Source organism: Nostocoides sp. (genome assembly GCF_037045025.1).
Classification (GTDB): domain Bacteria; phylum Actinomycetota; class Actinomycetes; order Actinomycetales; family Dermatophilaceae; genus Nostocoides_A.
Window position 1 is genome coordinate 129,866 of sequence record NZ_JBAOHM010000015.1, and the last position, 18,177, is coordinate 148,042.

At 68.7% G+C, this 18,177-nt stretch carries 25 protein-coding genes and 2 pseudogenes; 17 read left to right on the forward strand and 10 right to left on the reverse strand.

Annotated elements, in window-relative coordinates:
• Positions 1 to 7: 7 nt before the first annotated feature.
• Complete coding sequence (locus V9G19_RS19685) at positions 8 to 577, reverse strand: dihydrofolate reductase family protein (protein ID WP_462287115.1); 570 nt, start codon at positions 575 to 577, stop codon at positions 8 to 10.
• Positions 578 to 841: 264 nt separating this feature from the next.
• On the opposite strand from V9G19_RS19685, the gene V9G19_RS19690 reads away from it, so the two are divergent.
• The 6 genes and pseudogenes from V9G19_RS19690 to V9G19_RS19715 all read left to right on the forward strand — a co-directional run bounded on the left by V9G19_RS19690 (position 842) and on the right by V9G19_RS19715 (position 3,330).
• Positions 842 to 1,159: a hypothetical protein gene (locus V9G19_RS19690; protein WP_462287116.1), complete on the forward strand. Its 318-nt coding sequence runs from the start codon at positions 842 to 844 to the stop codon at positions 1,157 to 1,159.
• Positions 1,156 to 1,698 (forward strand): flavodoxin domain-containing protein, encoded by a 543-nt coding sequence (locus tag V9G19_RS19695; RefSeq protein ID WP_462287117.1) that lies wholly within the window; start codon positions 1,156 to 1,158, stop codon positions 1,696 to 1,698. The genes V9G19_RS19690 and V9G19_RS19695 overlap by 4 nt, the downstream gene beginning before the upstream one ends.
• A gap of 29 nt (positions 1,699 to 1,727) precedes the next feature.
• Positions 1,728 to 2,126, forward strand: a pseudogene (locus V9G19_RS19700) (putative immunity protein); the annotation flags it as partial.
• A gap of 129 nt (positions 2,127 to 2,255) precedes the next feature.
• Positions 2,256 to 2,702: an NAD(+)--rifampin ADP-ribosyltransferase gene (arr, locus tag V9G19_RS19705; protein ID WP_462287602.1), complete on the forward strand. Its 447-nt coding sequence runs from the start codon at positions 2,256 to 2,258 to the stop codon at positions 2,700 to 2,702.
• 192 nt (positions 2,703 to 2,894) lie between these two features.
• Entirely contained in the window at positions 2,895 to 3,119 is a 225-nt protein-coding gene (locus V9G19_RS19710) for a tautomerase family protein (protein ID WP_462287118.1), read from the forward strand.
• A gap of 40 nt (positions 3,120 to 3,159) precedes the next feature.
• Positions 3,160 to 3,330 (forward strand): response regulator transcription factor, encoded by a 171-nt coding sequence (locus tag V9G19_RS19715; RefSeq protein WP_462287119.1) that lies wholly within the window; start codon positions 3,160 to 3,162, stop codon positions 3,328 to 3,330.
• Between the two features lie 226 nt (positions 3,331 to 3,556).
• Here V9G19_RS19715 and V9G19_RS19720 read toward each other — a convergent pair whose 3' ends face one another.
• Positions 3,557 to 3,898, reverse strand: coding sequence for a cupin domain-containing protein (locus V9G19_RS19720; protein ID WP_462287120.1), 342 nt, complete (start codon positions 3,896 to 3,898; stop codon positions 3,557 to 3,559).
• A gap of 45 nt (positions 3,899 to 3,943) precedes the next feature.
• On the opposite strand from V9G19_RS19720, the gene V9G19_RS19725 reads away from it, so the two are divergent.
• The 4 genes from V9G19_RS19725 to V9G19_RS19740 all read left to right on the forward strand — a co-directional run bounded on the left by V9G19_RS19725 (position 3,944) and on the right by V9G19_RS19740 (position 6,440).
• Entirely contained in the window at positions 3,944 to 4,600 is a 657-nt protein-coding gene (locus V9G19_RS19725) for a TetR/AcrR family transcriptional regulator (protein WP_462287121.1), read from the forward strand.
• A gap of 9 nt (positions 4,601 to 4,609) precedes the next feature.
• Entirely contained in the window at positions 4,610 to 5,710 is a 1,101-nt protein-coding gene (locus tag V9G19_RS19730; RefSeq protein ID WP_462287122.1) for an alpha/beta fold hydrolase, read from the forward strand.
• A 123-nt stretch (positions 5,711 to 5,833) separates the two neighbouring features.
• The gene (locus V9G19_RS19735) at positions 5,834 to 6,196 is read left to right on the forward strand and encodes a DsrE family protein (RefSeq protein ID WP_462287123.1); all 363 of its coding nucleotides are present in this window, start codon (positions 5,834 to 5,836) and stop codon (positions 6,194 to 6,196) included.
• 10 nt (positions 6,197 to 6,206) lie between these two features.
• Positions 6,207 to 6,440, forward strand: a complete 234-nt coding sequence (locus tag V9G19_RS19740; RefSeq protein WP_462287124.1) for a hypothetical protein — start codon at positions 6,207 to 6,209, stop codon at positions 6,438 to 6,440.
• Between the two features lie 265 nt (positions 6,441 to 6,705).
• On the opposite strand, the gene V9G19_RS19745 is transcribed toward V9G19_RS19740, so the two are convergent.
• Complete coding sequence (locus tag V9G19_RS19745; RefSeq protein WP_462287125.1) at positions 6,706 to 8,136, reverse strand: carboxylesterase/lipase family protein; 1,431 nt, start codon at positions 8,134 to 8,136, stop codon at positions 6,706 to 6,708.
• Positions 8,137 to 8,338: 202 nt separating this feature from the next.
• Between V9G19_RS19745 and V9G19_RS19750 the strand changes: the two genes are divergently transcribed.
• Both V9G19_RS19750 and V9G19_RS19755 read left to right on the forward strand, forming a co-directional pair.
• Positions 8,339 to 8,584: an SRPBCC family protein gene (locus V9G19_RS19750; protein ID WP_462287126.1), complete on the forward strand. Its 246-nt coding sequence runs from the start codon at positions 8,339 to 8,341 to the stop codon at positions 8,582 to 8,584.
• Positions 8,581 to 9,162: a TetR family transcriptional regulator gene (locus tag V9G19_RS19755; RefSeq protein ID WP_462287127.1), complete on the forward strand. Its 582-nt coding sequence runs from the start codon at positions 8,581 to 8,583 to the stop codon at positions 9,160 to 9,162. The genes V9G19_RS19750 and V9G19_RS19755 overlap by 4 nt, the downstream gene beginning before the upstream one ends.
• Before the next feature lie 207 nt (positions 9,163 to 9,369).
• On the opposite strand, the gene V9G19_RS19760 is transcribed toward V9G19_RS19755, so the two are convergent.
• The 3 genes and pseudogenes from V9G19_RS19760 to V9G19_RS19770 all read right to left on the reverse strand — a co-directional run bounded on the left by V9G19_RS19760 (position 9,370) and on the right by V9G19_RS19770 (position 10,788).
• Positions 9,370 to 9,738, reverse strand: coding sequence for a hypothetical protein (locus V9G19_RS19760; protein ID WP_462287627.1), 369 nt, complete (start codon positions 9,736 to 9,738; stop codon positions 9,370 to 9,372).
• A 419-nt stretch (positions 9,739 to 10,157) separates the two neighbouring features.
• Positions 10,158 to 10,304: pseudogene (locus V9G19_RS19765) on the reverse strand (maleylpyruvate isomerase N-terminal domain-containing protein); the annotation flags it as partial.
• Positions 10,305 to 10,434: 130 nt separating this feature from the next.
• The gene (locus V9G19_RS19770; RefSeq protein ID WP_462287128.1) at positions 10,435 to 10,788 is read right to left on the reverse strand and encodes a hypothetical protein; all 354 of its coding nucleotides are present in this window, start codon (positions 10,786 to 10,788) and stop codon (positions 10,435 to 10,437) included.
• Positions 10,789 to 11,057: 269 nt separating this feature from the next.
• On the opposite strand from V9G19_RS19770, the gene V9G19_RS19775 reads away from it, so the two are divergent.
• On the forward strand, positions 11,058 to 11,531 hold the full coding sequence (locus V9G19_RS19775) for a nuclear transport factor 2 family protein (RefSeq protein WP_462287129.1): 474 nt from the start codon (positions 11,058 to 11,060) through the stop codon (positions 11,529 to 11,531).
• Positions 11,528 to 12,256, forward strand: a complete 729-nt coding sequence (locus V9G19_RS19780; protein ID WP_462287130.1) for a TetR/AcrR family transcriptional regulator — start codon at positions 11,528 to 11,530, stop codon at positions 12,254 to 12,256. Before V9G19_RS19775 ends, V9G19_RS19780 begins: the two co-directional genes overlap by 4 nt.
• A 41-nt stretch (positions 12,257 to 12,297) precedes the next feature.
• On the opposite strand, the gene V9G19_RS19785 is transcribed toward V9G19_RS19780, so the two are convergent.
• Complete coding sequence (locus V9G19_RS19785; RefSeq protein ID WP_462287131.1) at positions 12,298 to 12,489, reverse strand: hypothetical protein; 192 nt, start codon at positions 12,487 to 12,489, stop codon at positions 12,298 to 12,300.
• Positions 12,490 to 12,744: 255 nt separating this feature from the next.
• Between V9G19_RS19785 and V9G19_RS19790 the strand changes: the two genes are divergently transcribed.
• Both V9G19_RS19790 and V9G19_RS19795 read left to right on the forward strand, forming a co-directional pair.
• A complete protein-coding gene (locus V9G19_RS19790) occupies positions 12,745 to 13,530 on the forward strand; it encodes an enoyl-CoA hydratase/isomerase family protein (protein WP_462287132.1) in 786 nt (261 codons plus the stop codon).
• A 1-nt stretch (position 13,531) separates the two neighbouring features.
• The gene (locus V9G19_RS19795; protein ID WP_462287133.1) at positions 13,532 to 14,482 is read left to right on the forward strand and encodes a 3-hydroxyacyl-CoA dehydrogenase family protein; all 951 of its coding nucleotides are present in this window, start codon (positions 13,532 to 13,534) and stop codon (positions 14,480 to 14,482) included.
• A 16-nt stretch (positions 14,483 to 14,498) separates the two neighbouring features.
• Here V9G19_RS19795 and V9G19_RS19800 read toward each other — a convergent pair whose 3' ends face one another.
• Together V9G19_RS19800 and V9G19_RS19805 are read right to left on the reverse strand one after the other, a co-directional pair.
• Positions 14,499 to 15,443 (reverse strand): fumarylacetoacetate hydrolase family protein, encoded by a 945-nt coding sequence (locus V9G19_RS19800; RefSeq protein ID WP_462287134.1) that lies wholly within the window; start codon positions 15,441 to 15,443, stop codon positions 14,499 to 14,501.
• A gap of 27 nt (positions 15,444 to 15,470) precedes the next feature.
• The gene (locus V9G19_RS19805) at positions 15,471 to 16,427 is read right to left on the reverse strand and encodes an MBL fold metallo-hydrolase (RefSeq protein ID WP_462287135.1); all 957 of its coding nucleotides are present in this window, start codon (positions 16,425 to 16,427) and stop codon (positions 15,471 to 15,473) included.
• A 163-nt stretch (positions 16,428 to 16,590) separates the two neighbouring features.
• Here V9G19_RS19805 and V9G19_RS19810 point away from each other — a divergent pair, with 163 nt between their 5' ends.
• Positions 16,591 to 17,382 (forward strand): metallophosphoesterase, encoded by a 792-nt coding sequence (locus V9G19_RS19810; RefSeq protein WP_462287136.1) that lies wholly within the window; start codon positions 16,591 to 16,593, stop codon positions 17,380 to 17,382.
• Positions 17,383 to 17,447: 65 nt separating this feature from the next.
• Here V9G19_RS19810 and V9G19_RS19815 read toward each other — a convergent pair whose 3' ends face one another.
• Complete coding sequence (locus V9G19_RS19815) at positions 17,448 to 18,170, reverse strand: isocitrate lyase/PEP mutase family protein (protein ID WP_462287137.1); 723 nt, start codon at positions 18,168 to 18,170, stop codon at positions 17,448 to 17,450.
• Positions 18,171 to 18,177 lie beyond the last annotated feature (7 nt).

Consider the following 18,177-nt stretch of genomic DNA (forward strand, 5'->3'; position numbering starts at 1 on the left):
CTGCGGGTCAGGTCGAGGGCGGGCCGTCGAGGACCGTCGGGACGTATTCGAGGAGCTGGAGGCGTCCGTCGAGCGTCTTGGACTCCACTAGCTCGAGCGCGACGTCCGGCCAGCCGTCGTAGACCCGGTCAGCCCCGGTGGCCCCGTTCACGACCGGGAAAACGACCACGCGGTACCGGTCCACCAGTCCAGCCCGGAGCAGGGATCGGCACAGCGTCGCGCTCCCGATCGTGCGCAGCTGACCCTCGCCCTGCTTCTTCATCGACCGCACCTCCTCGACCGCGTCGCCGGCCACGAGCACCGAGTTGGCCCACGACAAGGGCTCCCGCAGGGTGCTCGAGAACACGACCTTGGGGACCTCGGTGAGCTCGTCGATGTCTTCCTCCCCGGTGGCGGCGAAATCCGCGAAGAGCCGGTAGGTGGTCGCGCCCATCAACAGCGTGCGTGCCTGCTTCCCGTCCTGCGCCAACCACGCGAAGTACTCGGGTCCACCCAGGCCCCACAGACCGGGCCAGCCTTGAGCCGAACCGAATCCGTCGAGCGAGGTGATGACGTCCACCATGAGCTGGCGTGCCATGAGGCTCCCTTCCATTCCTGCGGCCGCTGCCGCTGGGTCGGCCGCAGCCCAGCCTCCCACCAACACCACTGGTGGAGGCGCTCCCGGGTTCTCGTGATCCGGAGCGCGAGAACGCGACTGCTGCGTCACATCGGCCGTCCGGCCCGCGTCCACACGCGCACACTGACGGTGGGCCCCGCCCACCGACCAGACGGTCACGCGGGTCACAGGATCGAGGCGGTCATGGCCCCTTGGACTCGTCACCAGCGTTGGCATCAACTCGTCGTGAGAACCTCGTGCACCCTCGGCGTGACGCTCCTCATCGCAGGATGCGCCGCCGCCGCGAACCCGGACGTCGGCGGAGGAGGCGCTCCCGGCTTCTGGCTCGGCCTCTGGCAGGGCTTCATCGCACCGATCGCCTTCCTGGTGTCCCTGTTCGACCACTCCGTGGGGATCTACGAGGTCCACAACAACGGCGTGTGGTACGACCTCGGGTTCCTCATCGGGATCAGCGCCTTCTTCTCGGGCTCGGCGGGTGCTCATCGCCAGACCCGGCCGGCGCGCAGGTCATCCTCCTCGCAGCAAGGAAAGGAGCTCTCATGACCACCCTGGTTGCCTACGCCACCCGACACGGCGCCACGGCCGGCATCGCCGAGCGGATCGCCACCACGTTGTCCGAATCCGGCTGCCCGGCGCAGGCCCACCCCGTCCAGGAGGTGACCAGCCTGGACGGGTACGACGCCGTGGTTCTCGGCGGCGCGGCATACATGTTCCACTGGTTGGGGCCGGCCATCGCCTTCGCACGTGCCCACCGGGCCGCCCTCGCTCGAGTTCCGGTGTGGCTCTTCAGCAGCGGCCCGCTCGGCACGGACCGTGTCGACAAGGACGGGACGGACGTCCTGGTGAGCACCCGCCCCAAGGAGTTCGACGAACTCACCGAGTTGCTGCATCCGCGCGGCGAGCACGTCTTCTTCGGTGCCTATGACCCGCAGAGCAAGCCGGTCGGCATCGGTGAGCGTCTCGTGCGGCTCATGCCGGCGATGAAGGATGCCTTGCCCGAGGGCGACTTCCGAGACTGGGACACCATCGACGACTGGGCCCGCGAGATCGCAGCGGCGCTCGACGCCGGCAGGCAGCGGTGACCCCGCCGCAGGAGAACTAGGCTGTGGGAATGCCGGTCACGCCCACCAGGTCCAGTGGTGACGGTGAGCCGGTGGGCGTGGACCTCTCGGTCGAGGACCTCAGGGCGGTGGTCAGATATGTCGCGGAGTGCGCCGAGCGCACCCTGTTCGTCTTCGAGGAGGCCAGCCCGGGCGACCCGCGACCACGTGCCGCTATCGACGCCGCACGCGAATTCGCCACCGGCACGCCAAGGTCCCGGCTCCAGCGCACGACCGCAGTCGAGGCCCATCGCGCCGCCAGGGATGCACCGACGGCTGCGGCCCACCACGCAGCGATGGCAGCGGGCGATGCTGCGGCTGCGGCATACCTCCACCCGATCGCGAGGGCGACCCAGGTGCGCCACCTCCTCGGAGCGGCGGCGCATGCCGCGCGCGCCGCCGAACTTTCGCGCGCCGACGACCCAGTCGTTGGTGAGTACATGCTCGACGCCGCCGCCAAGCGGATGACCCCAGAAGTCCGTGACGTCCTCGACCGCTATCCACGAACCCCGGTGGGACGCAGCAGGATCAACGTCCTCATGCATCGTCTCGACAGCCTCCTGCGAGATCCGCCACCGACCCCCCGCGTCGTGGACCCCGGTCCCTTCTTCCACGGCACCCGCGCCGACGTCGCTCCCGGTGACCTGCTCAGTCCCGGCTGGATGACGAACTACGGCAGCGGCAAGGTGTCGGGCCACATCTACGTCACCGCGTCCTCGACGGGGGCACCGCTGGCGGCCGAACTGGCCCGCGGCGACGGACCGCCGAGGGTCTACCGCGTCGAGCCGCTGGGCGATCTCGAGGACGACCCCAACGTCACCGACAAGCGGTTCCCCGGCAACCCCACCCGCTCCTACCGCACGAAGGAGCCGGTCCGCGTCCTCGACGAGGTGACCGGATTCGACCCGCCCGACCCGGACCTCGTGGCCCGCATCCGGGCCAATACCGGGAGCCTGGCCCGACTCGGCATCGAGGCGATGGACTGACGCGGCAGGCAAGGGCCGATGGGCCAGTTCGCCGCTCGTCGGGGCTGCCGCGGGTGCCCGATGGCCCGTTCGGGCCATGGTGCCCGAGGGCGACACAATGGCCGGACCGGGGGATGTGGTGGGCCGATGGCTGCGGTCATTGTGGCAGCACCCCGTCGAACAGGTCGCCGGGGTGAAACGAGAGGAGCGGTCATGCCGTTCATCCAGGTGAAGGTCATCGAGAACGTCTTCACGCCCGACCAACAGCAGGAGATCATCCGGCGGCTCACCGACGCCATGGTGGCCATCGAGGGCGAGAACATGCGGCCGGTGACGTGGTGCGTCGTGGAGGAGGTCAGCAGCGGAAGCTGGGGCATCGCCGGCAACCCGTTGACCACCGCCGACGTGCGCGCACTGGCGGCCGGGTCCCCGGCCTGACCGGGCCCTTGCGTTACGCCTCGCGGTGCACCCTTGACCGATGAGCAGGGAGGTCGACGTGCTCACCATGGCGCGTAACCACGAGATCGCGTCACGGTTGGTGATCACCGACCACACCGTGCACCGCCATGTGGCCAACATCCTCGCCAGGCTCGGCGTGCCCTCGCGAGCCGCGGCGACCGCTCACGCCCTGCGCGACGGCCTCCTCTGATGGGCACTGAACCTCTCGTGGGCGCCGAACACCCCTCGCGGCGCGACCCGGTGGACCAGGCGCCCACCGCCTCGATCCCGCCCGAGCATCCGGAGCTGAGCGCTGCCAGTGCTGCGGCGATCCGATGGCTCGACGGGATCAGCTCGCGCGCCGCGGTGCGCCGGGCCGTGGCCTCCCTCGGCCCGGCAACCGAGGTCCGTCAGGGTGAGCTCGGTGCCCCGGCAGTTCAGGACTCGGCGGGTCCGAGCCGCCGTGCTCCCGGCAGGGTCGGGCGCGGCTCCTTGAGCTCGATGAATATCGAGTGAGTCGGGGTCGTTCCGATGTTGGTGCCCGAGTGCTCCTGGGCATCCAGCCAGCGTGCCGAGCAGGCGGTCATCTCGACCTCGACCTCGTGCCCTCCGGCGCGAAGGTGTCGGCGAAAGTCGGTGAGCGTGATCATGACCGAGTCCGGGTGGGAGTGGGTGCTCGTGCGCTCACCGGGCTGGTCACGGTATTCGAGGACTCGCACTCGGTCGTTCTCGAAGACCACCCGATAGAGCTCGGGGTTGACGACGACCGGATCATTCATGGGACGATAGTACCATAAAGGGATGCACGTACCATGTCGTAGGTGATGGCGAAAAGGGACGGCGCGTCCGGAGGTCGGGTCAAGCAGAAGGCCCGCACGCGAAACGCACTCGTGGAGGCTCTGCGCGAGCTGCTCGCCCGGGGGCAGGACCCATCGGTCGCCGACGTCGCCGCAGCGGCCGGGATATCGCGCACAACGGCATACCGCTATTTCCCCGACCGTCACTCGCTGCTTGGGTCGGCCCTCCCCGAGACCGGCCAGGTATCCCTCTTAGACGACGCCGAGCAGCTACGCGTGACCGATCCGGTGACCCGATTCGAGTTGGCGCTCACGCGCCACTTCGCCTTCATGAGGCGGTGGGAACCCCAACTGCGGGCCGCGCTGCGGGCGTCGCTCGAGGGCAACGACCAGCCGATGCTCCGCGGTGGACGGGCGGTTCGGTGGTATGCCGATGCCCTCGCGCCTCTGAGCCAGAGTCGTCCAGAGCTCGACGTCGACGCCCTGGCCGTGCGGCTGCGGGCCGTCGCCGGTATCGAGCCGCACGTGTGGCTCACCGGCGTCGCCGGACTCAGTCGCAGTGCGTCGTATGACGTGATGCGGGCCAACGCCATGGCCGTGCTTGCCGACGCCCTCGGGCCAGCTTCCCTCGACGTCCGCGGATCCTCGGTCGACTGCGATGCCGCAGAGTTGACCCGGGGCTAACCTGAGTCGATGACCTCGGCTGCCCAGTTGGAGGCGTCGCAGCGGGTGCGCTTCTGTCGCTCCAGTGACGGCGTGCGGATCGCGTATGCCGTGCACGGCCACGGGCCGCCGGTCGTCCTGGACGCGTGCTGGCTGAGCCACCTGGAGTTCGACTGGCGCAGCCCGGTGTGGCGGCACTACCTCGTCGAGCTCGGGCGGGTGGCGACGGTCATCCGCTTCGACGAACGCGGCCACGGGCTCTCGGACCGCGACGTCTCGGACTTCACTCTTGAACGGAGGGTCGACGATCTCGCGGCCGTCGTCGACGACGCGGGCCTGGAGAAGTTCGCCCTGGTCGCCATGGCCCAGGGCGGCCCTGTTGCGCTGCACTACATCCACGAGCACCCGGAGCGGGTCACCAGGTTCGTCTGCGCCAGCACCTACTCCGGTGCAGGGCAGCACGTCACCGACGACGACCGCGACCTCGAGGCCGCCTTCGAAGCGATGATCCGAGCCGGTTGGGACCGAAAGGACCCGCTCTTCCGGCGGGTCTTCACGACCATGATGATCCCCGACGCGGGCGAGGAGCAGATGGCCTGGCTCGACGACCTGCACCAGCGCGCGGTGTCGGCGCGCACGGCATACCTGTCACGACGAGAGCGAGGGAAGGCGGACGCGACCCATCTGCTGCCGCTCATCGACGTCCCAACCCTGGTTGTCCACTCCCGGCACGAGCGGATGAACTCCTTCGAGAAGGGCCGGGCCCTCGCGGCGGGGATCCCGGGAGCGCGACTGGTGCCCTTGGAGAGCAAGAACCACATCCTGCTGGAGGACGAGCCCGCGTGGCCGGTCTTCCTGCGGGAGGTGACCTCCTTCCTCGGCGAGGACGCGGCCCAGTCCGCGCCCGCCACTGGGCACGGTGTGGGCGCCTTGTCTGGGCGCGAGCTCGACGTCCTGAGATTGGTAGCCCGGGGCAGCGACAACGCCGCGATCGCGGCCGACCTCCACCTGAGCGTGCGCACGGTCGAACGTCACCTCCAACGCATCTACGGCAAGCTCGGGCTCTCTGGCCCGTCGGCTCGTGCCGGCGCGGTGGCGAGGCTGCTGGGCTCACCACCCGTTACGCGCTGACCGACAGCCGCCCGCCCGGGACCTGCGGCAGCTTGGGTGCTGGCGCGCTCGCGATGGGGGTGCCCCCGCTCCTAGCGTCAATCAGGACGGGATGCACCCGTCCGGGCCGCATAGGAGCGAACCATGGGTAAGGCAGCCATCAATCTGACGACCGGACTCGAGGATCCGGAGAAGGTGACCGTCGCCTTCCTGGTCGCCGTCGGTGCCGCCGAGTCGGGCCGGCCGACGATCATGTTCCTCACCAAGGAAGCCGTGCGGCTGGCCGTGCCCGGCCACGCGCGTGGCGTGGCCTGTGACGGATGCCCACCCCTGGACAACCTCCTCCAGCGGTATGCCGCGGCCGGAGGCACGATGATCGCCTGCGGAATCTGCGTGGACGCCAAGGGAATCGACGCCGACAACCTCGTCGACAACGCGACCAAGGCCGGGTCGGTCCAGCTCTGGGAGTGGATCGGAGACGACGCCGCGACGACCTTCAGCTACTGAGGGGCAGGACGTGTTCATCGACACCACTGCGTTGGGAGAGGTCGCATCGGACGTCACCGAATACCGCGAGCAGCAGCGCGAGGCTTGGGGATTTATGCCCGACTATGTCGGCTGCTTCGTCGCTCGGCCTCAGGTCGCGCTCGCGTGGAGCTCCCTGTCCCAGACCGTGGCCGCCTCGATGTCAAGACGCCGATACGAGCTCGCCACGCTCGCCGCAGCCCGCGCGCGCAGGTCGACCTTCTGAACTGCCCGTCAGGTGAGTGGCCGGAGCCATTTACTCGATGAATCTCGACGCTGAGGACGCGGCGTCGGCTGCAGATGAGCTGTCGGAAGCCAGCTGTCCAAGGGCGGGCTGACGACTAGGGCTCGATCCCCCTGAAGCCAGTGCACACGAACAGCAGCGTCCAGGACCACGAGCAGGCTCGGCGTCACGCTGTTACGGTGACCCCGACGCGGTCCCGGCTGCGGGCCGACCCGGAGGCGGCCAGGGACGGTGGGGGCCAGGAGGGTTAGGAGAGGTCGAGCACATCAGGTGCCGAGGTCGAGTGCCGGCGTGAGAACTCCTCCGGGTAGTCGGCGATCTGCGAGTCCGTGTCGAACACGCAGCACCTACCGCCATCGAAGGTTGGCCATCCGGGGTCCCCTGTCGCGGCGAATGCTGTCCAGGCGGCCTGCATCCGATCGGACACTGCACGAGCGGCGGCCATCTCTTCACCGATGAGCATGGCCGTCTGGCCCTCCGCGAGGTTGCCGAACACGAGCGGTACGTCGAGGCCGTGGCATGCGCCGAGAACTCCGCCCATGCCCGGGGCTGGCCAGGTCAGCTCGTAGACGTGTGTCGGTCCGACGGTGAGATGGGCCTCTGCGAGCTTGACTGATGGCATGCGGAAGAGCCAGTCGGACCGGGCAATGTCGTCAAGCTCCTCGGGATCGGTGAACCGCCGCGTGTACGCCTCCGGGGCCGGGGCGAAGAGTCGCGCGCTCTCCTGCGCCTGCTCCGCAGTGACCCGGCCGAGGCGTCCCGTGAGGGCGCTGAGCAGGCGCTGTTCGTTGCGTGTGTGGCCGACGAGCAGGCCGACGCCTTCGCTCAGTCCGCGCCACGGTGTCGTCGGGAGGACGTCTCCGTCGACGATCGGCGCGAACACCACTCCCGCGTGGGCCGCGAGCCCCCATCGGTCGATGTGCTCGTCCATGGTTGCCAGGACTGCACCACCAGCCTCCGCCAACGCGCCGGGCGCGACCTGGTCGAGCTCCCCCGGCAGCCGACCCACGTGGGCGGCGCAAGCCCGGGTGATGTCCGCAGCGAGGGCGGGAGTAAAGAAGGCGCCCGGCACGCTCTGGGCGATCGCACGGGCAAATAGTCCGGATGCCCGGGGCATGACGAGCAGGCTCGCGATCGAGCCCGCTCCCGCGGACTGACCGAACAGGGTGACCCGCAGCGGGTCGCCACCGAAGGCGGCGATGTTGTCCTGCACCCACTCAAGCGCGGCGACCTGATCGAGGAGCCCACGGTTCGCGGGCACCTGGTCGATCTGACCGAATCCCTCCAGCCCAACCCGGTAGTTGAACGTCACGACTACAACACCAAGCCGGGCCAGCCTCGTCCCGTCGTACTCCGGCAGGCCGGACGTCCCGAACATGTAACCGCCACCTTGGATCCACACCATGACCGGGAGCCGACCGGCGACGTCGGGTGACCAGACGTTGACCGTCAGCCAGTCGTCGCCATCGGCTGTGCCGGCGGTCGAGCCTGGTCCGCCGGACTGTGGCGGCGGAGGTCCAAATGTCGTCGCCACCCGATGACCGGTCCACGGCGCAGGGGGAGCCGGCGCGGCGAAGCGCGCCGGGAGCGAGGCAAAAGGCACTCCGCGGAACACCGCGACGTCCCCGCTCCACGCACCTTGGAGGTCACCGCCGGACACTCGGGTTCTGGGATTCATCATGATGTCCTTCTGTCGCTCTCGACAGCTTTGCAACATGTATCATGCGATACATGTCGCAAGCGTACGCAGACGCCTCCGCTTCAGTCCAGCAAGTTTGGACAGTCCTGGCCGACGTCACCTGTGGTCGGATCAGCTGAGCACCGTTACGTCCGTCACCCAGGTCGAGGGCGAGGGTCTCGTCGAGGGGCCCCGTTACCGTGTGCGCCAGCCCGGACTCCCCCCGGCGACATACGAGGTCCTCGCGTTCACGGATGGTGAGAGCTTCACGTGGTCGGCAGCAAGCCCCGGTATCACGACCCTGGCCGCCCACGTCGTGACGGCCGGTGGAGACGGCGCGAGCATCGAGCTGGGCATCGAGTGGCGCGGCCTGCTGGCCGGGCGCCGCACCGCGCGAATGATCGAGCTCGAGGCACGGACCTTCGCGCGGCTCGCGGAGCAAGGGTGACAACCGCGCGGGACGAGCTGCTCGCCAAGGTCGTCGCACACTACGCCGAGCACGGGGTCCGTGACACAAGTCTGCGCAGTCTCGCTGCGGCGATCGGGACGAGTCAGCGAATGCTCCACTACCACTTCGGATCTCGTGAGGACGTCCTGACCGCGGTCATCGATGCCGTCGCCGGCGGACAGGCCGAGCGCATCGGGCGCTTGTTCGATGAGGAGCCGGACCGCACGGCCGCCGGCGACCTCAACTGGCGTAAGACCGTCGAGGGCGCCGAGGTGTTCGGCGCCCTTTGGTTCGAGCTCGCAACCCACGCCATGCGGCACGAGCCGTATGCCGCACGCCTCGGGGAGGTGATGGTCGCGGCACAAGTGCGGGAGTTCACTCGGCTCTACGCCGAGCGGACCTCTGCGGACAAGGCCGCCCGGCTGGCTCGGCTGACCTTGGCGGTCGGTCAGGGCCTCATCTTCGGGCTGCTCATCGACCGCGACCGGCAAGCGGCCGACGCTGCGGTCGAGGAGTTCAGCCGGCTGGTCCGCCGCGAGTTCGAGGACGCCGGCGGCGACGAGCAGACGCTCGGTTAGGCTGGTCTACCCGCGTCAACATGCGCGAGGATTCCAGGGTTGTGAAAGGACATGCAGCAGCTCCACGACGAATCGGCTGGTGGTCCGGGGCGTGGCCGCTGTTCGCACTGGTTTCTCCTCCGATCGGCGCTGACCTGTGACGCTAGGCGGCACGTGGCATAGGCCGCCACTGATTTGCGGCAGCCGACCGCGGCGGTCGCGTGCTGCTCAACTGGTCGACGGTGCGACAGAGCCGTCGGCGACGACCAGAAGGTTGGTGGTGCGGGTCATGGCGACGTAGCGGTCGACCACGCCGGCGGAGTCGTCGGTGAAGGTGTCGGGGACGAGGATGACCAGGTCGAACTCGAGGCCTTTGACCTGGTCGGGCTGGAGGGATTGGACCCGGTCGGTGGAAGCGAGGTCGGGTTTTCCGATGACGCATGCGGTGCCGTCGGGGTGGGTGTCAAGCCACTGGGTGAGGGTCTGCTCGATCTCGTCGCGGGCGATGTGGCGCACGGGAGTGCCGGTGGCGCGGATGGAGGTGGGCACGTTGGCGTCGGGCAGCACGGCCCGGATGACTGGTTCGGCGGCGGCCATGACCTCTGCGGGTGTGCGGTATTGATGGTCAAGGTGGCGTGTCGGACGCGGTCCAGACCGGCGGCGGCGAGCCGGTCGGTCCAGGTTCCCGGGAAGCCACGACGGGCTTGGGCCCGGTCCCCGACGATGGTCAGGCTGTGCGAGGGGCAGCGGCGCAGGATCATCGCCCACTGAGCGTCCGTGAGCTCCTGAGCCTCGTCGACCACGACGTGGGTGAACGGCCCGGCGAGCAGGTCACGCGCCGGTGCAGGCAGGCCGCTGTCGTCGACAAGAGCGGTGCGCAGGTCGGGCCGTTTGAGCATGGACATAACCTGCATCTCCGAGTCGTCGGAGGCGCGGCGACGACGCGGCGGGCGGAGTCCCACCAGTGCCTGCGGGGATCGACGCCCAGGTCGAGCCCATCCCAAATGCCCGGGGCTGGAAGCGCCCTCGAGCTGACCGGCCAGGCCGCGACAGTGCCCGATCATGTGCCGCAGCACGGCACGCACCTGCCAGGGTCCGCACGGGCTGCGCCGGTCCAGGTCACTCGCCCGCAGGGTGTGCACGGCGCGGTCGGCGGCGATCATGGCGCTCCACTGCAGCACCCTGACGTCGGGGGGGCGCTCCGGTGCCCGTCACGCTCCGACGGTATCCGCGGGGCCTACACCCGGCCTGTGCCGCAGGCGGGGCCGTGCCTGTGGGCTAGTGGGGTGGCTCTCAGCGGGCGTCGATGACGGTGCGCAGGATCCTCAGGGCAGCGGCGATCTGCTCCTCGTCGACGGCCCCGAGCCGGAAGATCAGGCCCGGCCGGTTCGGTTCGACGGCGTAGTCGGCGACCATGTGAATGAGCAGTCCTTGGCGCTGGGCCGAGCGGACCCACGCGGGGACATCGGCGTCGTCTGCTCGAGCCCACGCGGCCAGGTGCAGCCCGGCCGAGGAGGGGGTCCGGACGAAGGTATCGGCGAAGTCGCCGTCGATCAGCTGGGACAGCAGCGCCTTTCGGGCCGCGTACTGTCGTCGTATCCGGCGGATGTGAGTGTCGCGTCGACACTCCTGCAGGAAGCCGGCCATTCCAGAGCCTCGGCGTCCGCGAGGTCGAGGCCGAAAGGAGGGCTCGGCGACAACGATCCTGTGAAGCAGGGGGGCTGAGCCCCTTCGAGCGGACGTCGGGCGATCCTGCGCGCCGACTTCATGCTAGGACACCCGATGGGTTGGTAAGACCGCCATGCTCACTGGGTTGGCCTCGACTGGCCGAAGCACCCAGCGGCCGAACCGATGTCACCCCTTGTCGCGGCCCTTCGCTCACGCTAGATTGATCAATCTAAACAGAACGGATGGATATGTATAACTTCCTTGCCCGTGCGTTCCTGGGCCGCAAGGTCGCTCGCCTCAACCAGGGCAACCCCGAGGCGATCCTGGGGATGACCGCCGAGGACGTGGTGTTCCGTTTTCCCGGTCGCAACTCGTGGGCGAGTCAGTTCCGCCCGACCGAGCTGACCCGCTGCTTCCGACCCACCCACATCGGCCGTGCCGAATTCGAGACCTTCCTGCGGCGCTACGTCGCAAGCGGCATCCAGATGGAGATCGAGGACCTGATGGTCAGTGGCCCGCCGTGGAAGGCTCGGATGGCGGCCAAGGTGCATGTCTGGTCCCTGGCGCCGGATGGCGCCGACCGCTATCGCAACCGCGCGGTGATCTGGATCGACACCCGCTGGGGCCGCATCCGACGTCAGGAGGACTTCGAGGACACCGAGTCCGCAGCGGCCTTCGATCGGCTGTTGGAGAGCCTCGGGCCGAGCCAGACGATGGCGTGACGCCGGGCAAGGAGGCTGGTCAGGACGAGCGACCAACCCGTGACCGGCTCGTCCTCGCCACTGCCGAGCTGTTGCGCCGCAATGGGTATGCCGCAACGGGCGTTAAGGCGATCCTGACCAGCGCGCACGCGCCATACGGATCGATGTATCACTTCTTCCCGGGTGGCAAGGAAGAACTCGCCGCCGCCGCGGTGAGCAGTTCCGGCGCGGCCTACCGCGACCACGTTGCCGTGTTGTTCCCCCCGGGAGCCGACCTGGAGCAGACCGCCCGGGAGGCATTCGGGCTCGCCGCCGAGTTCCTCGCGTCGATCGACTATGCCGAGGCCTGCCCCGTCGCGGCGGTGGCCCTCGAGACCGCAAACCACAGCGAGCCGATCCGGATGGCGGCGAGCCACGCCTTCGACTCCTGGCTCGAGGTGCTCCGCGACCGAGGCCGCTCGAGTGGCCTCGACGAGGACGCCGCGGGCGAGTTGGCGCAAACCCTGTTCATGTTGTTGCAGGGAGCATTCCTGTTGGCGCGCACTCGACGCGACTCCGCTCCGCTCTTGGTGGCCGGCGAGGCAGCCGCCGACGCCGTGCGCAGCCACCTCGACCGGGCCGCGCAGCGCGAGCAAGCTGCCCCGATGCGCGCCGCCGTCGACTCGATCGCCGCGCGCCACTCTCCCACCCCGGGCCCATCTTCGCACGAATGGGGCCGGCGATCGCAGGAGGACAGGTGGTCCTAGCTTGGACCAAGGTGACCGAGCGGCTCGGCGCGCTGGCCGACTCAAGGCGGTTCAACGGCATACTCCTGGTGACTCAAGCGCAGCAGCAGGCGCTCCAGACTGGGGGCGAGCAGCTTCTCCGACGCCAGGTGGTCCTGCCCGGCGAGCGTTTCAGAGGTGCAGTTGGGGATCGCCTGCGCTCGTGCCTCGGCGAGGCGGTGCAAGTCCTCCAGGCTGCGCTCGCCGACCATCACGTGGACCGGAACGGTGATCTCGCGGGCAACATCCAGCGGCGGGGAGCAGCCGTCAGCGCCATCGGGATGCAGTCGGACTTCCCCGGTCGCCTTGCTCCGGAATGCCCTGTCGTCTCGCCGGCCACCGGGGCCGCTCCGAGACCGGCCAATCCCACCGCGTCGACGTGGCGCTTCTCGCCTTGACAGACCCACCGGAGTGAACCACCATTCAGTGAATATTGGTTCATTTCCCGGATCGCACCTCCTGGAGGCTGCATGGACACCCCCACCTTCGAGACCATCCTCCTCACGGTCACCGACCGGGTGGCGACGATCACGATCAACCGGCCCGAGTCGCGCAATGCGTTGAGCCGCGTGGTCCTGAACGAGATCCTCGCCGCCTTGGACGCCCTCCGCGACGACGATGCCGTCGGCGCAGTGGTCTTCACCGGTGCCGGCGACCGGGCGTTCATCGCCGGAGCGGACATCACCCAGGTGCGCGGCTACACGATGGCGACCGCGTTGGAATCGGCCATGCAGCGGGCGTTCGATCTCATTGAGGACTACGAGAAGCCGACGATCGCTGCGGTCAACGGCTTCGCCCTCGGCGGCGGCTGCGAGCTGGCCATGGCGTGCGACATCCGGATCGCCTCGCGCGCAGCGCGTTTCGGATTGCCCGAGCTGACTCTCGGGGTGCTCCCGGGGGCGGGAGGAACCCAACGGATGGCACGCCTGATCGGCACCGGAAACACCCTGGACCTGATTCTCACCTCGCGCATGCTGACCGCCGGCGAAGCCGAGCGGTGGGGCCTGGTCTCGCGGCTCAGCGAACCCGAGAGCCTTCTCGCCGACGCGCACGAGGTGGCCACGACGATTCTCGGCAAGGGACCGGTCGCGGTGCGCCTGGCCAAGCTCGTCGTCCGCGCCGGGAGTGACGCCGACCAACGCACCGGCCAGATCATCGAGCGGCTCGCCCAGAGCGCCCTCTATACGACAGCCGACAAGAACGAAGGCGCCCAAGCCTTTATCGACAAGCGCCCACCGCAGTTCACAGGAGCCTGACATGGCAGCAGCACCGCAGGAGACCACCCCCGACACCTCCGCGCCGGTCTGGACACGCGTGGCGGTCATCGGTGCCGGAGCCATGGGCGCCCAGATCGCCGGCGTCATCGCCCTGTCCGGGAGGGAGGTGGCATTGGCCGACACCGCGCGCGACGCGCTCGACCGAGCGGGCACGACCCTGCGCGGCCGCTGGGACTCACGCGTCGCCAAGGGCGCGATGACCGCGGCGGAGCGGGACGCGGCATACGGGCGAATCACGTTCTCCGACAATGTAAGCGACGCCGTCTCGGATGTCGATCTGGTGATCGAAGCCGTGGTCGAAAAGTTGGACGTCAAGCGTGACCTGTTCAGCCAGGTTGATGGCGCCGCGCGGCCGGGCACGGTGATCTCGAGCAACTCCAGCTCGTTCGTGCCGTCCTCGATGGCCGAGGCGATCGCCGACCCGACGCGCTTCCTCGGCCTGCACTTCTTCAACCCGGCCCTGGTCATGAAGTGCGTCGAGGTTATCGCCGGCCCGCAGACCGACCCGCAGTTGATGAGCGACGGGACCCGTTTCGTCGAGCAGATCGGCAAGGAGCCGGTCGTCCTGCGCAAGGAGATCAATGGGTTCGTCGCCAACCGCATCCTCAACGCGGTCCGCGACGAGGCGATCTATCTGCTGGAGGGCGGCTATGCATCCGTCACCGACATCGACCGCGCCTGCCGCACCGCCCTCGGCTATCCGATGGGCCCGTTCGAGCTGATGGACCTGACCGGCGTCGACATCGGCTATCTCACCAAGAAGGCCCGGTATGCCGCCTCCGGCGATCCCAAAGACGCCCCGTCACGCACGGTGTCCGGGCTCTTCGACACCGGCCAGCTCGGACGCAAGAGCGGGCGTGGGTTCTATGTCTATGACGATAAGGGCGTCAAACAGGGCGAGAACACCGACCGGCCGGGCGCGAGCGACTGATCAGCATCCGGATTTATCAGCATCCGGACCGTAGCGGGATCACCTCGACGCCGGCGACAACCGTCTGCCGAGTCGCGCCGATGCCGTCGGCGCGCAGGCTGACGACGTCTCCTGGCCGGAGCCAGCCGGAATAGTCGGCGGGGTTGGGGGTGTCGACGTGCTCGAGCAGGCACCCACCGGGCACCGTCCCCGACCCGATGACCGCACCCGGGGTCAGGTCGACTCCCCGGGAGATATAGGCGAGGAGTTCCCCGAAGCTCCAGTCCATCGCGTCCGTGCGGCCCCGGGTGATCTCGGTGTCATTGATCGTGGCGGACAACTCGATGGCCAGGCGGCCATCGACCCGATGGGCCGCAAATTCGTCGGCGGTGACCAGCACCGGGCCCAGCGTGGTGGCGCTGTCCTTGCTCTTGCCCAGCCCGATCCCCTGGGCCAGGTCGCGCATCTGGTGATCGCGCGCGGTCCAGTCGTTGAACAGCGTGTAGCCGACGATGTGCTCCTCGGCCTGGTCGGGGTGCAGGTCCCGGCCGGGGCGGCCGATCACCGCACCGAGCTCGAGTTCGAGGTCGAACAGCCGGCAGCCGGGCGCGATCGGCACGTCGTCATCCGGCCCGATGATCGAGTCGGGGTTGGTGAAATAGAAGGCGGGTGTTTGCGACCAGGCGGGGTGCAAGCTGGTGTCGCGCCCGAGCGCGCGGTAGCAGCCGCGCAAGTGGTCGAGGAAGCACAGCCCGTCGCGCACCGTCGGTGGCCGAGGAATCGGCGCGTGCACCCGGATGTCAGCGAGTGCGCTGACCTGGTCCGGCGAGCGTTGAGCGTGCTCGCCGGCCTCGGCCAACACATCCACCCCGGCCTCGATCAGGCCGAGCAGGGTCACTCCCGCGGCCAGCCCGCGGACGCTTTCCCCGTCGAGGATTCCGGTCCGTATGCCGCTCCCCCCGTCGAACGTCACCCACTTCATTCGTCTTCTCCCTCAGCCTGGTTGAGTTCACGCGTGGCACGTCAACGGCCGGCCGCCGTTGAGCGCGACCATGTCGGCGATGACGGCAACGGGGTTGGGTAATGGCGTACCCGGCGCGTGGCCGTCGAGTTCGAGATAAGCCCGATGGAGGTTGCCGACCAGCCGCTCACTGTCGGTCAGGTCGGCGAACTCCCCGAGATCCGCTTCGCGCGCGGCCGTCAGGGGGTCTAGTCCGGCAGCCTTGGCGTCGGTGGCGAGCTGTTGGACGAAGCGCAGGTAGCGCAACACGTCGTCGATCAGCTCGGGCCCGGCGATCGGGCCATGCCCCGGGATAATGGTCTGTGCCTCATACGTCTTAAGGCCTTCGACCGCCTCGATTGCGCCGGCGACCGAGCCCATAACCACAAACGGTGTCCCGCCGTTGAAGAGCAAGTCACCCGTGATCAGCACGTCCCGCTCGGGCACCCAGACGATCGAGTCGTTCGTCGTATGCGCTGCCGTCCCGACGTGGCGGACAACGCACCGCAACTCATCGACATAGAGCGTCACCTCGTCGGTGAAGGTGAGGAAGGGAGCGGCCACCTCCAGGCGCCCCCAATCGACCGGGCCCCACGCCCCGGAAGCGATCAGGCGCGAGTTCGGCGGGACGCCCTCGGCCAGGACCGCCTCCCGGGTGCGCTCGTGAGCCACGATCGTCGCGGCGTCGAAGAGATAGTTGCCGTGCGTGTGATCCCCGTGATGGTGAGTGTTGACGAGTGTCCGCACCGGCGCGGCGCTTGCTTCGCGGATCGCGTCGAGCAGTCCCCGCGTCCGAGACTCGGTGGCGCAGGCGTCGATCGCGGCGACGCCGCCCCGGCCGACGAGGAAGGCGGTGTTGTTGATCCACCACGTGCCGTCCGGTTGGACGTAGGCGAAAATCCCGTCGCTCACCTCGCGGACCTCCCCCAGCGCCGGACTCTCGTGCTCGTGGCTCGATGCACTCATCGTGGGGCTCCCAACTCCAAGGGCGGACCGTCAGGACCAGTCTGCCGGTCAGCCACGGATCGGGCCAGGGGGCTACTCGTCGGGCTCCGCGAGCCCATGCGGGTGCAGCCCTGGACGGGCACGCTTATCGTGGGATTCACCGGGCGCGGACGGAGGACGGGCGATGGCAGAGCGGCTGATCGGCCTTGCCGGCGACTGGCATGGCGACACTCGGTGGGCCGTGCACAGCCTGGAGCGATTCGCAACGAACGGCGCAACCACCATTCACCACGTCGGTGACTTCGGATTCTGGCCGGGACGGGCCGGCACGGCATACGCAAGCGCGGTGTCAACTGCCCTGCAACGGCTCGGCCTCAGCCTGGCTGTCACGCCCGGAAACCACGAGGACTACTCCTTCCTCCAGGGCCTCGAATCCGAGGAGCGCAGCAACGAATTCGGCATGGTGCCATATGCTTTCGCGTGCATAGCGGTGTTGCCCCGCGGGCACCGATGGACGCACACGGCCGGGAGCAGCAGCCGGACTTTCGTCTCCCTCGGCGGGTCAGCCAGTGTTGACCTGAACGACCGCATACCCGGGTTGTCCTGGTGGCCGGAGGAGGCGATCAGCGATCACGATGTCGAGCGCACCATCGCTGGGGGTCGCGCCGACGTCATGCTCTGTCACGACAGCCCGGAGCCGGCGACACCGGCGGTGACCCGCATCCTCGCCGGCAACCCGCTGGGTTGGCCCCAAGACGCACTTCGGTATGCCGCGAGCATCCGCTCCCGCCTCACTCAGGCGGTCGAAATGGTGCGTCCGGAAGTCCTCGTGCACGGTCACTATCACGTGTGGGACCACGCCCTCGTGCCGCGCGCGGATGGCGGAGCGATCGAGATGGTATCCCTCGACTGCGAGCGCAGCCCCGGGAATCTGGCGCTGCTCGACCTTGTCGAGCTCACCGTCCGCCGGCTGTGACCCGCCATGGCGGGTGCAGTTACGCTCACCCAGGGGACGGCATGTTTACGTCCGTGCCCGCGCGTTCAGGGCGGGGGCGCGGCCGCGAGCGCCGCGGCATACGCAGCTCGGGTCAATGCGCCCCCGGTCGATATCCGGCGCACGCCGAGCGACTCGAGATCGTTTCTCGTTGGCTGACCTGCGAGCGCGAGCACGTTGACCGGCAGCCCGAGCGAGACCACGGCCGCGATCTGCTCGGATGACACGATCCCGGGGGCATACAGCACATCGGCGCCCGCGTCGCGATACGCCGCCAGGCGGTGCATCGTCTCGTCGATGTCGGGGTTGTCATGAAGGAAGGCCTCGGCGCGCGCCGTCAGGACTACTCCGTGTCGTGCGGCGGCTGCGGCTGCGACAGACACGCGATTGGTGGCCTCGTCGAGTCTCAGAAACCCTTCTCCTGGAATGTAATCCTCGATCGACACCCCAGCGGCTCCGGCCTGGGCGAGTCGGTCGATCGTCTCGACGACGCCGCCCGGTTCATCGGGATAACACACCTCCGCATCGACGTTGATCGGCACGTCGACGGCAGCGGCCAGGGCAGCGACGTGGGCCACCAGGTCGTCCCGCGTGACCTCATGGTCGGCCTTGCCGATGGTGGCGGCAAATCCGGAGCTGGTGGTGGCCAGCGCGGAATACCCGGCGGCCGCCAACTGCTTCGCCGATCCGACGTCGAAGGGGTTCGGCATGATGAACAGGCCGCTCTCGTGGAGGGCGCGAAAACGATCGCGTGTGATTGGGGTGTCCATGGGCTGG

Excerpts from the sequence above, each read along its gene's own strand:
- V9G19_RS19685 (WP_462287115.1), bottom strand. The coding sequence starts at position 577 with ATGGCACGCCAGCTCATGGTGGACGTCATCACCTCGCTCGACGGATTC.
- V9G19_RS19695 (WP_462287117.1), top strand. The coding sequence starts at position 1,156 with ATGACCACCCTGGTTGCCTACGCCACCCGACACGGCGCCACGGCCGGC.
- arr (WP_462287602.1), top strand. The coding sequence starts at position 2,256 with ATGCATCGTCTCGACAGCCTCCTGCGAGATCCGCCACCGACCCCCCGC.
- V9G19_RS19710 (WP_462287118.1), top strand. The coding sequence starts at position 2,895 with ATGCCGTTCATCCAGGTGAAGGTCATCGAGAACGTCTTCACGCCCGAC.
- V9G19_RS19715 (WP_462287119.1), top strand. The coding sequence starts at position 3,160 with ATGAGCAGGGAGGTCGACGTGCTCACCATGGCGCGTAACCACGAGATC.
- V9G19_RS19720 (WP_462287120.1), bottom strand. The coding sequence starts at position 3,898 with ATGAATGATCCGGTCGTCGTCAACCCCGAGCTCTATCGGGTGGTCTTC.
- V9G19_RS19725 (WP_462287121.1), top strand. The coding sequence starts at position 3,944 with ATGGCGAAAAGGGACGGCGCGTCCGGAGGTCGGGTCAAGCAGAAGGCC.
- V9G19_RS19730 (WP_462287122.1), top strand. The coding sequence starts at position 4,610 with ATGACCTCGGCTGCCCAGTTGGAGGCGTCGCAGCGGGTGCGCTTCTGT.
- V9G19_RS19735 (WP_462287123.1), top strand. The coding sequence starts at position 5,834 with ATGGGTAAGGCAGCCATCAATCTGACGACCGGACTCGAGGATCCGGAG.
- V9G19_RS19745 (WP_462287125.1), bottom strand. The coding sequence starts at position 8,136 with ATGAATCCCAGAACCCGAGTGTCCGGCGGTGACCTCCAAGGTGCGTGG.
- V9G19_RS19760 (WP_462287627.1), bottom strand. The coding sequence starts at position 9,738 with ATGGCCGCCGCCGAACCAGTCATCCGGGCCGTGCTGCCCGACGCCAAC.
- V9G19_RS19770 (WP_462287128.1), bottom strand. The coding sequence starts at position 10,788 with ATGGCCGGCTTCCTGCAGGAGTGTCGACGCGACACTCACATCCGCCGG.
- V9G19_RS19775 (WP_462287129.1), top strand. The coding sequence starts at position 11,058 with ATGTATAACTTCCTTGCCCGTGCGTTCCTGGGCCGCAAGGTCGCTCGC.
- V9G19_RS19790 (WP_462287132.1), top strand. The coding sequence starts at position 12,745 with ATGGACACCCCCACCTTCGAGACCATCCTCCTCACGGTCACCGACCGG.
- V9G19_RS19795 (WP_462287133.1), top strand. The coding sequence starts at position 13,532 with ATGGCAGCAGCACCGCAGGAGACCACCCCCGACACCTCCGCGCCGGTC.
- V9G19_RS19800 (WP_462287134.1), bottom strand. The coding sequence starts at position 15,443 with ATGAAGTGGGTGACGTTCGACGGGGGGAGCGGCATACGGACCGGAATC.
- V9G19_RS19805 (WP_462287135.1), bottom strand. The coding sequence starts at position 16,427 with ATGAGTGCATCGAGCCACGAGCACGAGAGTCCGGCGCTGGGGGAGGTC.
- V9G19_RS19810 (WP_462287136.1), top strand. The coding sequence starts at position 16,591 with ATGGCAGAGCGGCTGATCGGCCTTGCCGGCGACTGGCATGGCGACACT.
- V9G19_RS19815 (WP_462287137.1), bottom strand. The coding sequence starts at position 18,170 with ATGGACACCCCAATCACACGCGATCGTTTTCGCGCCCTCCACGAGAGC.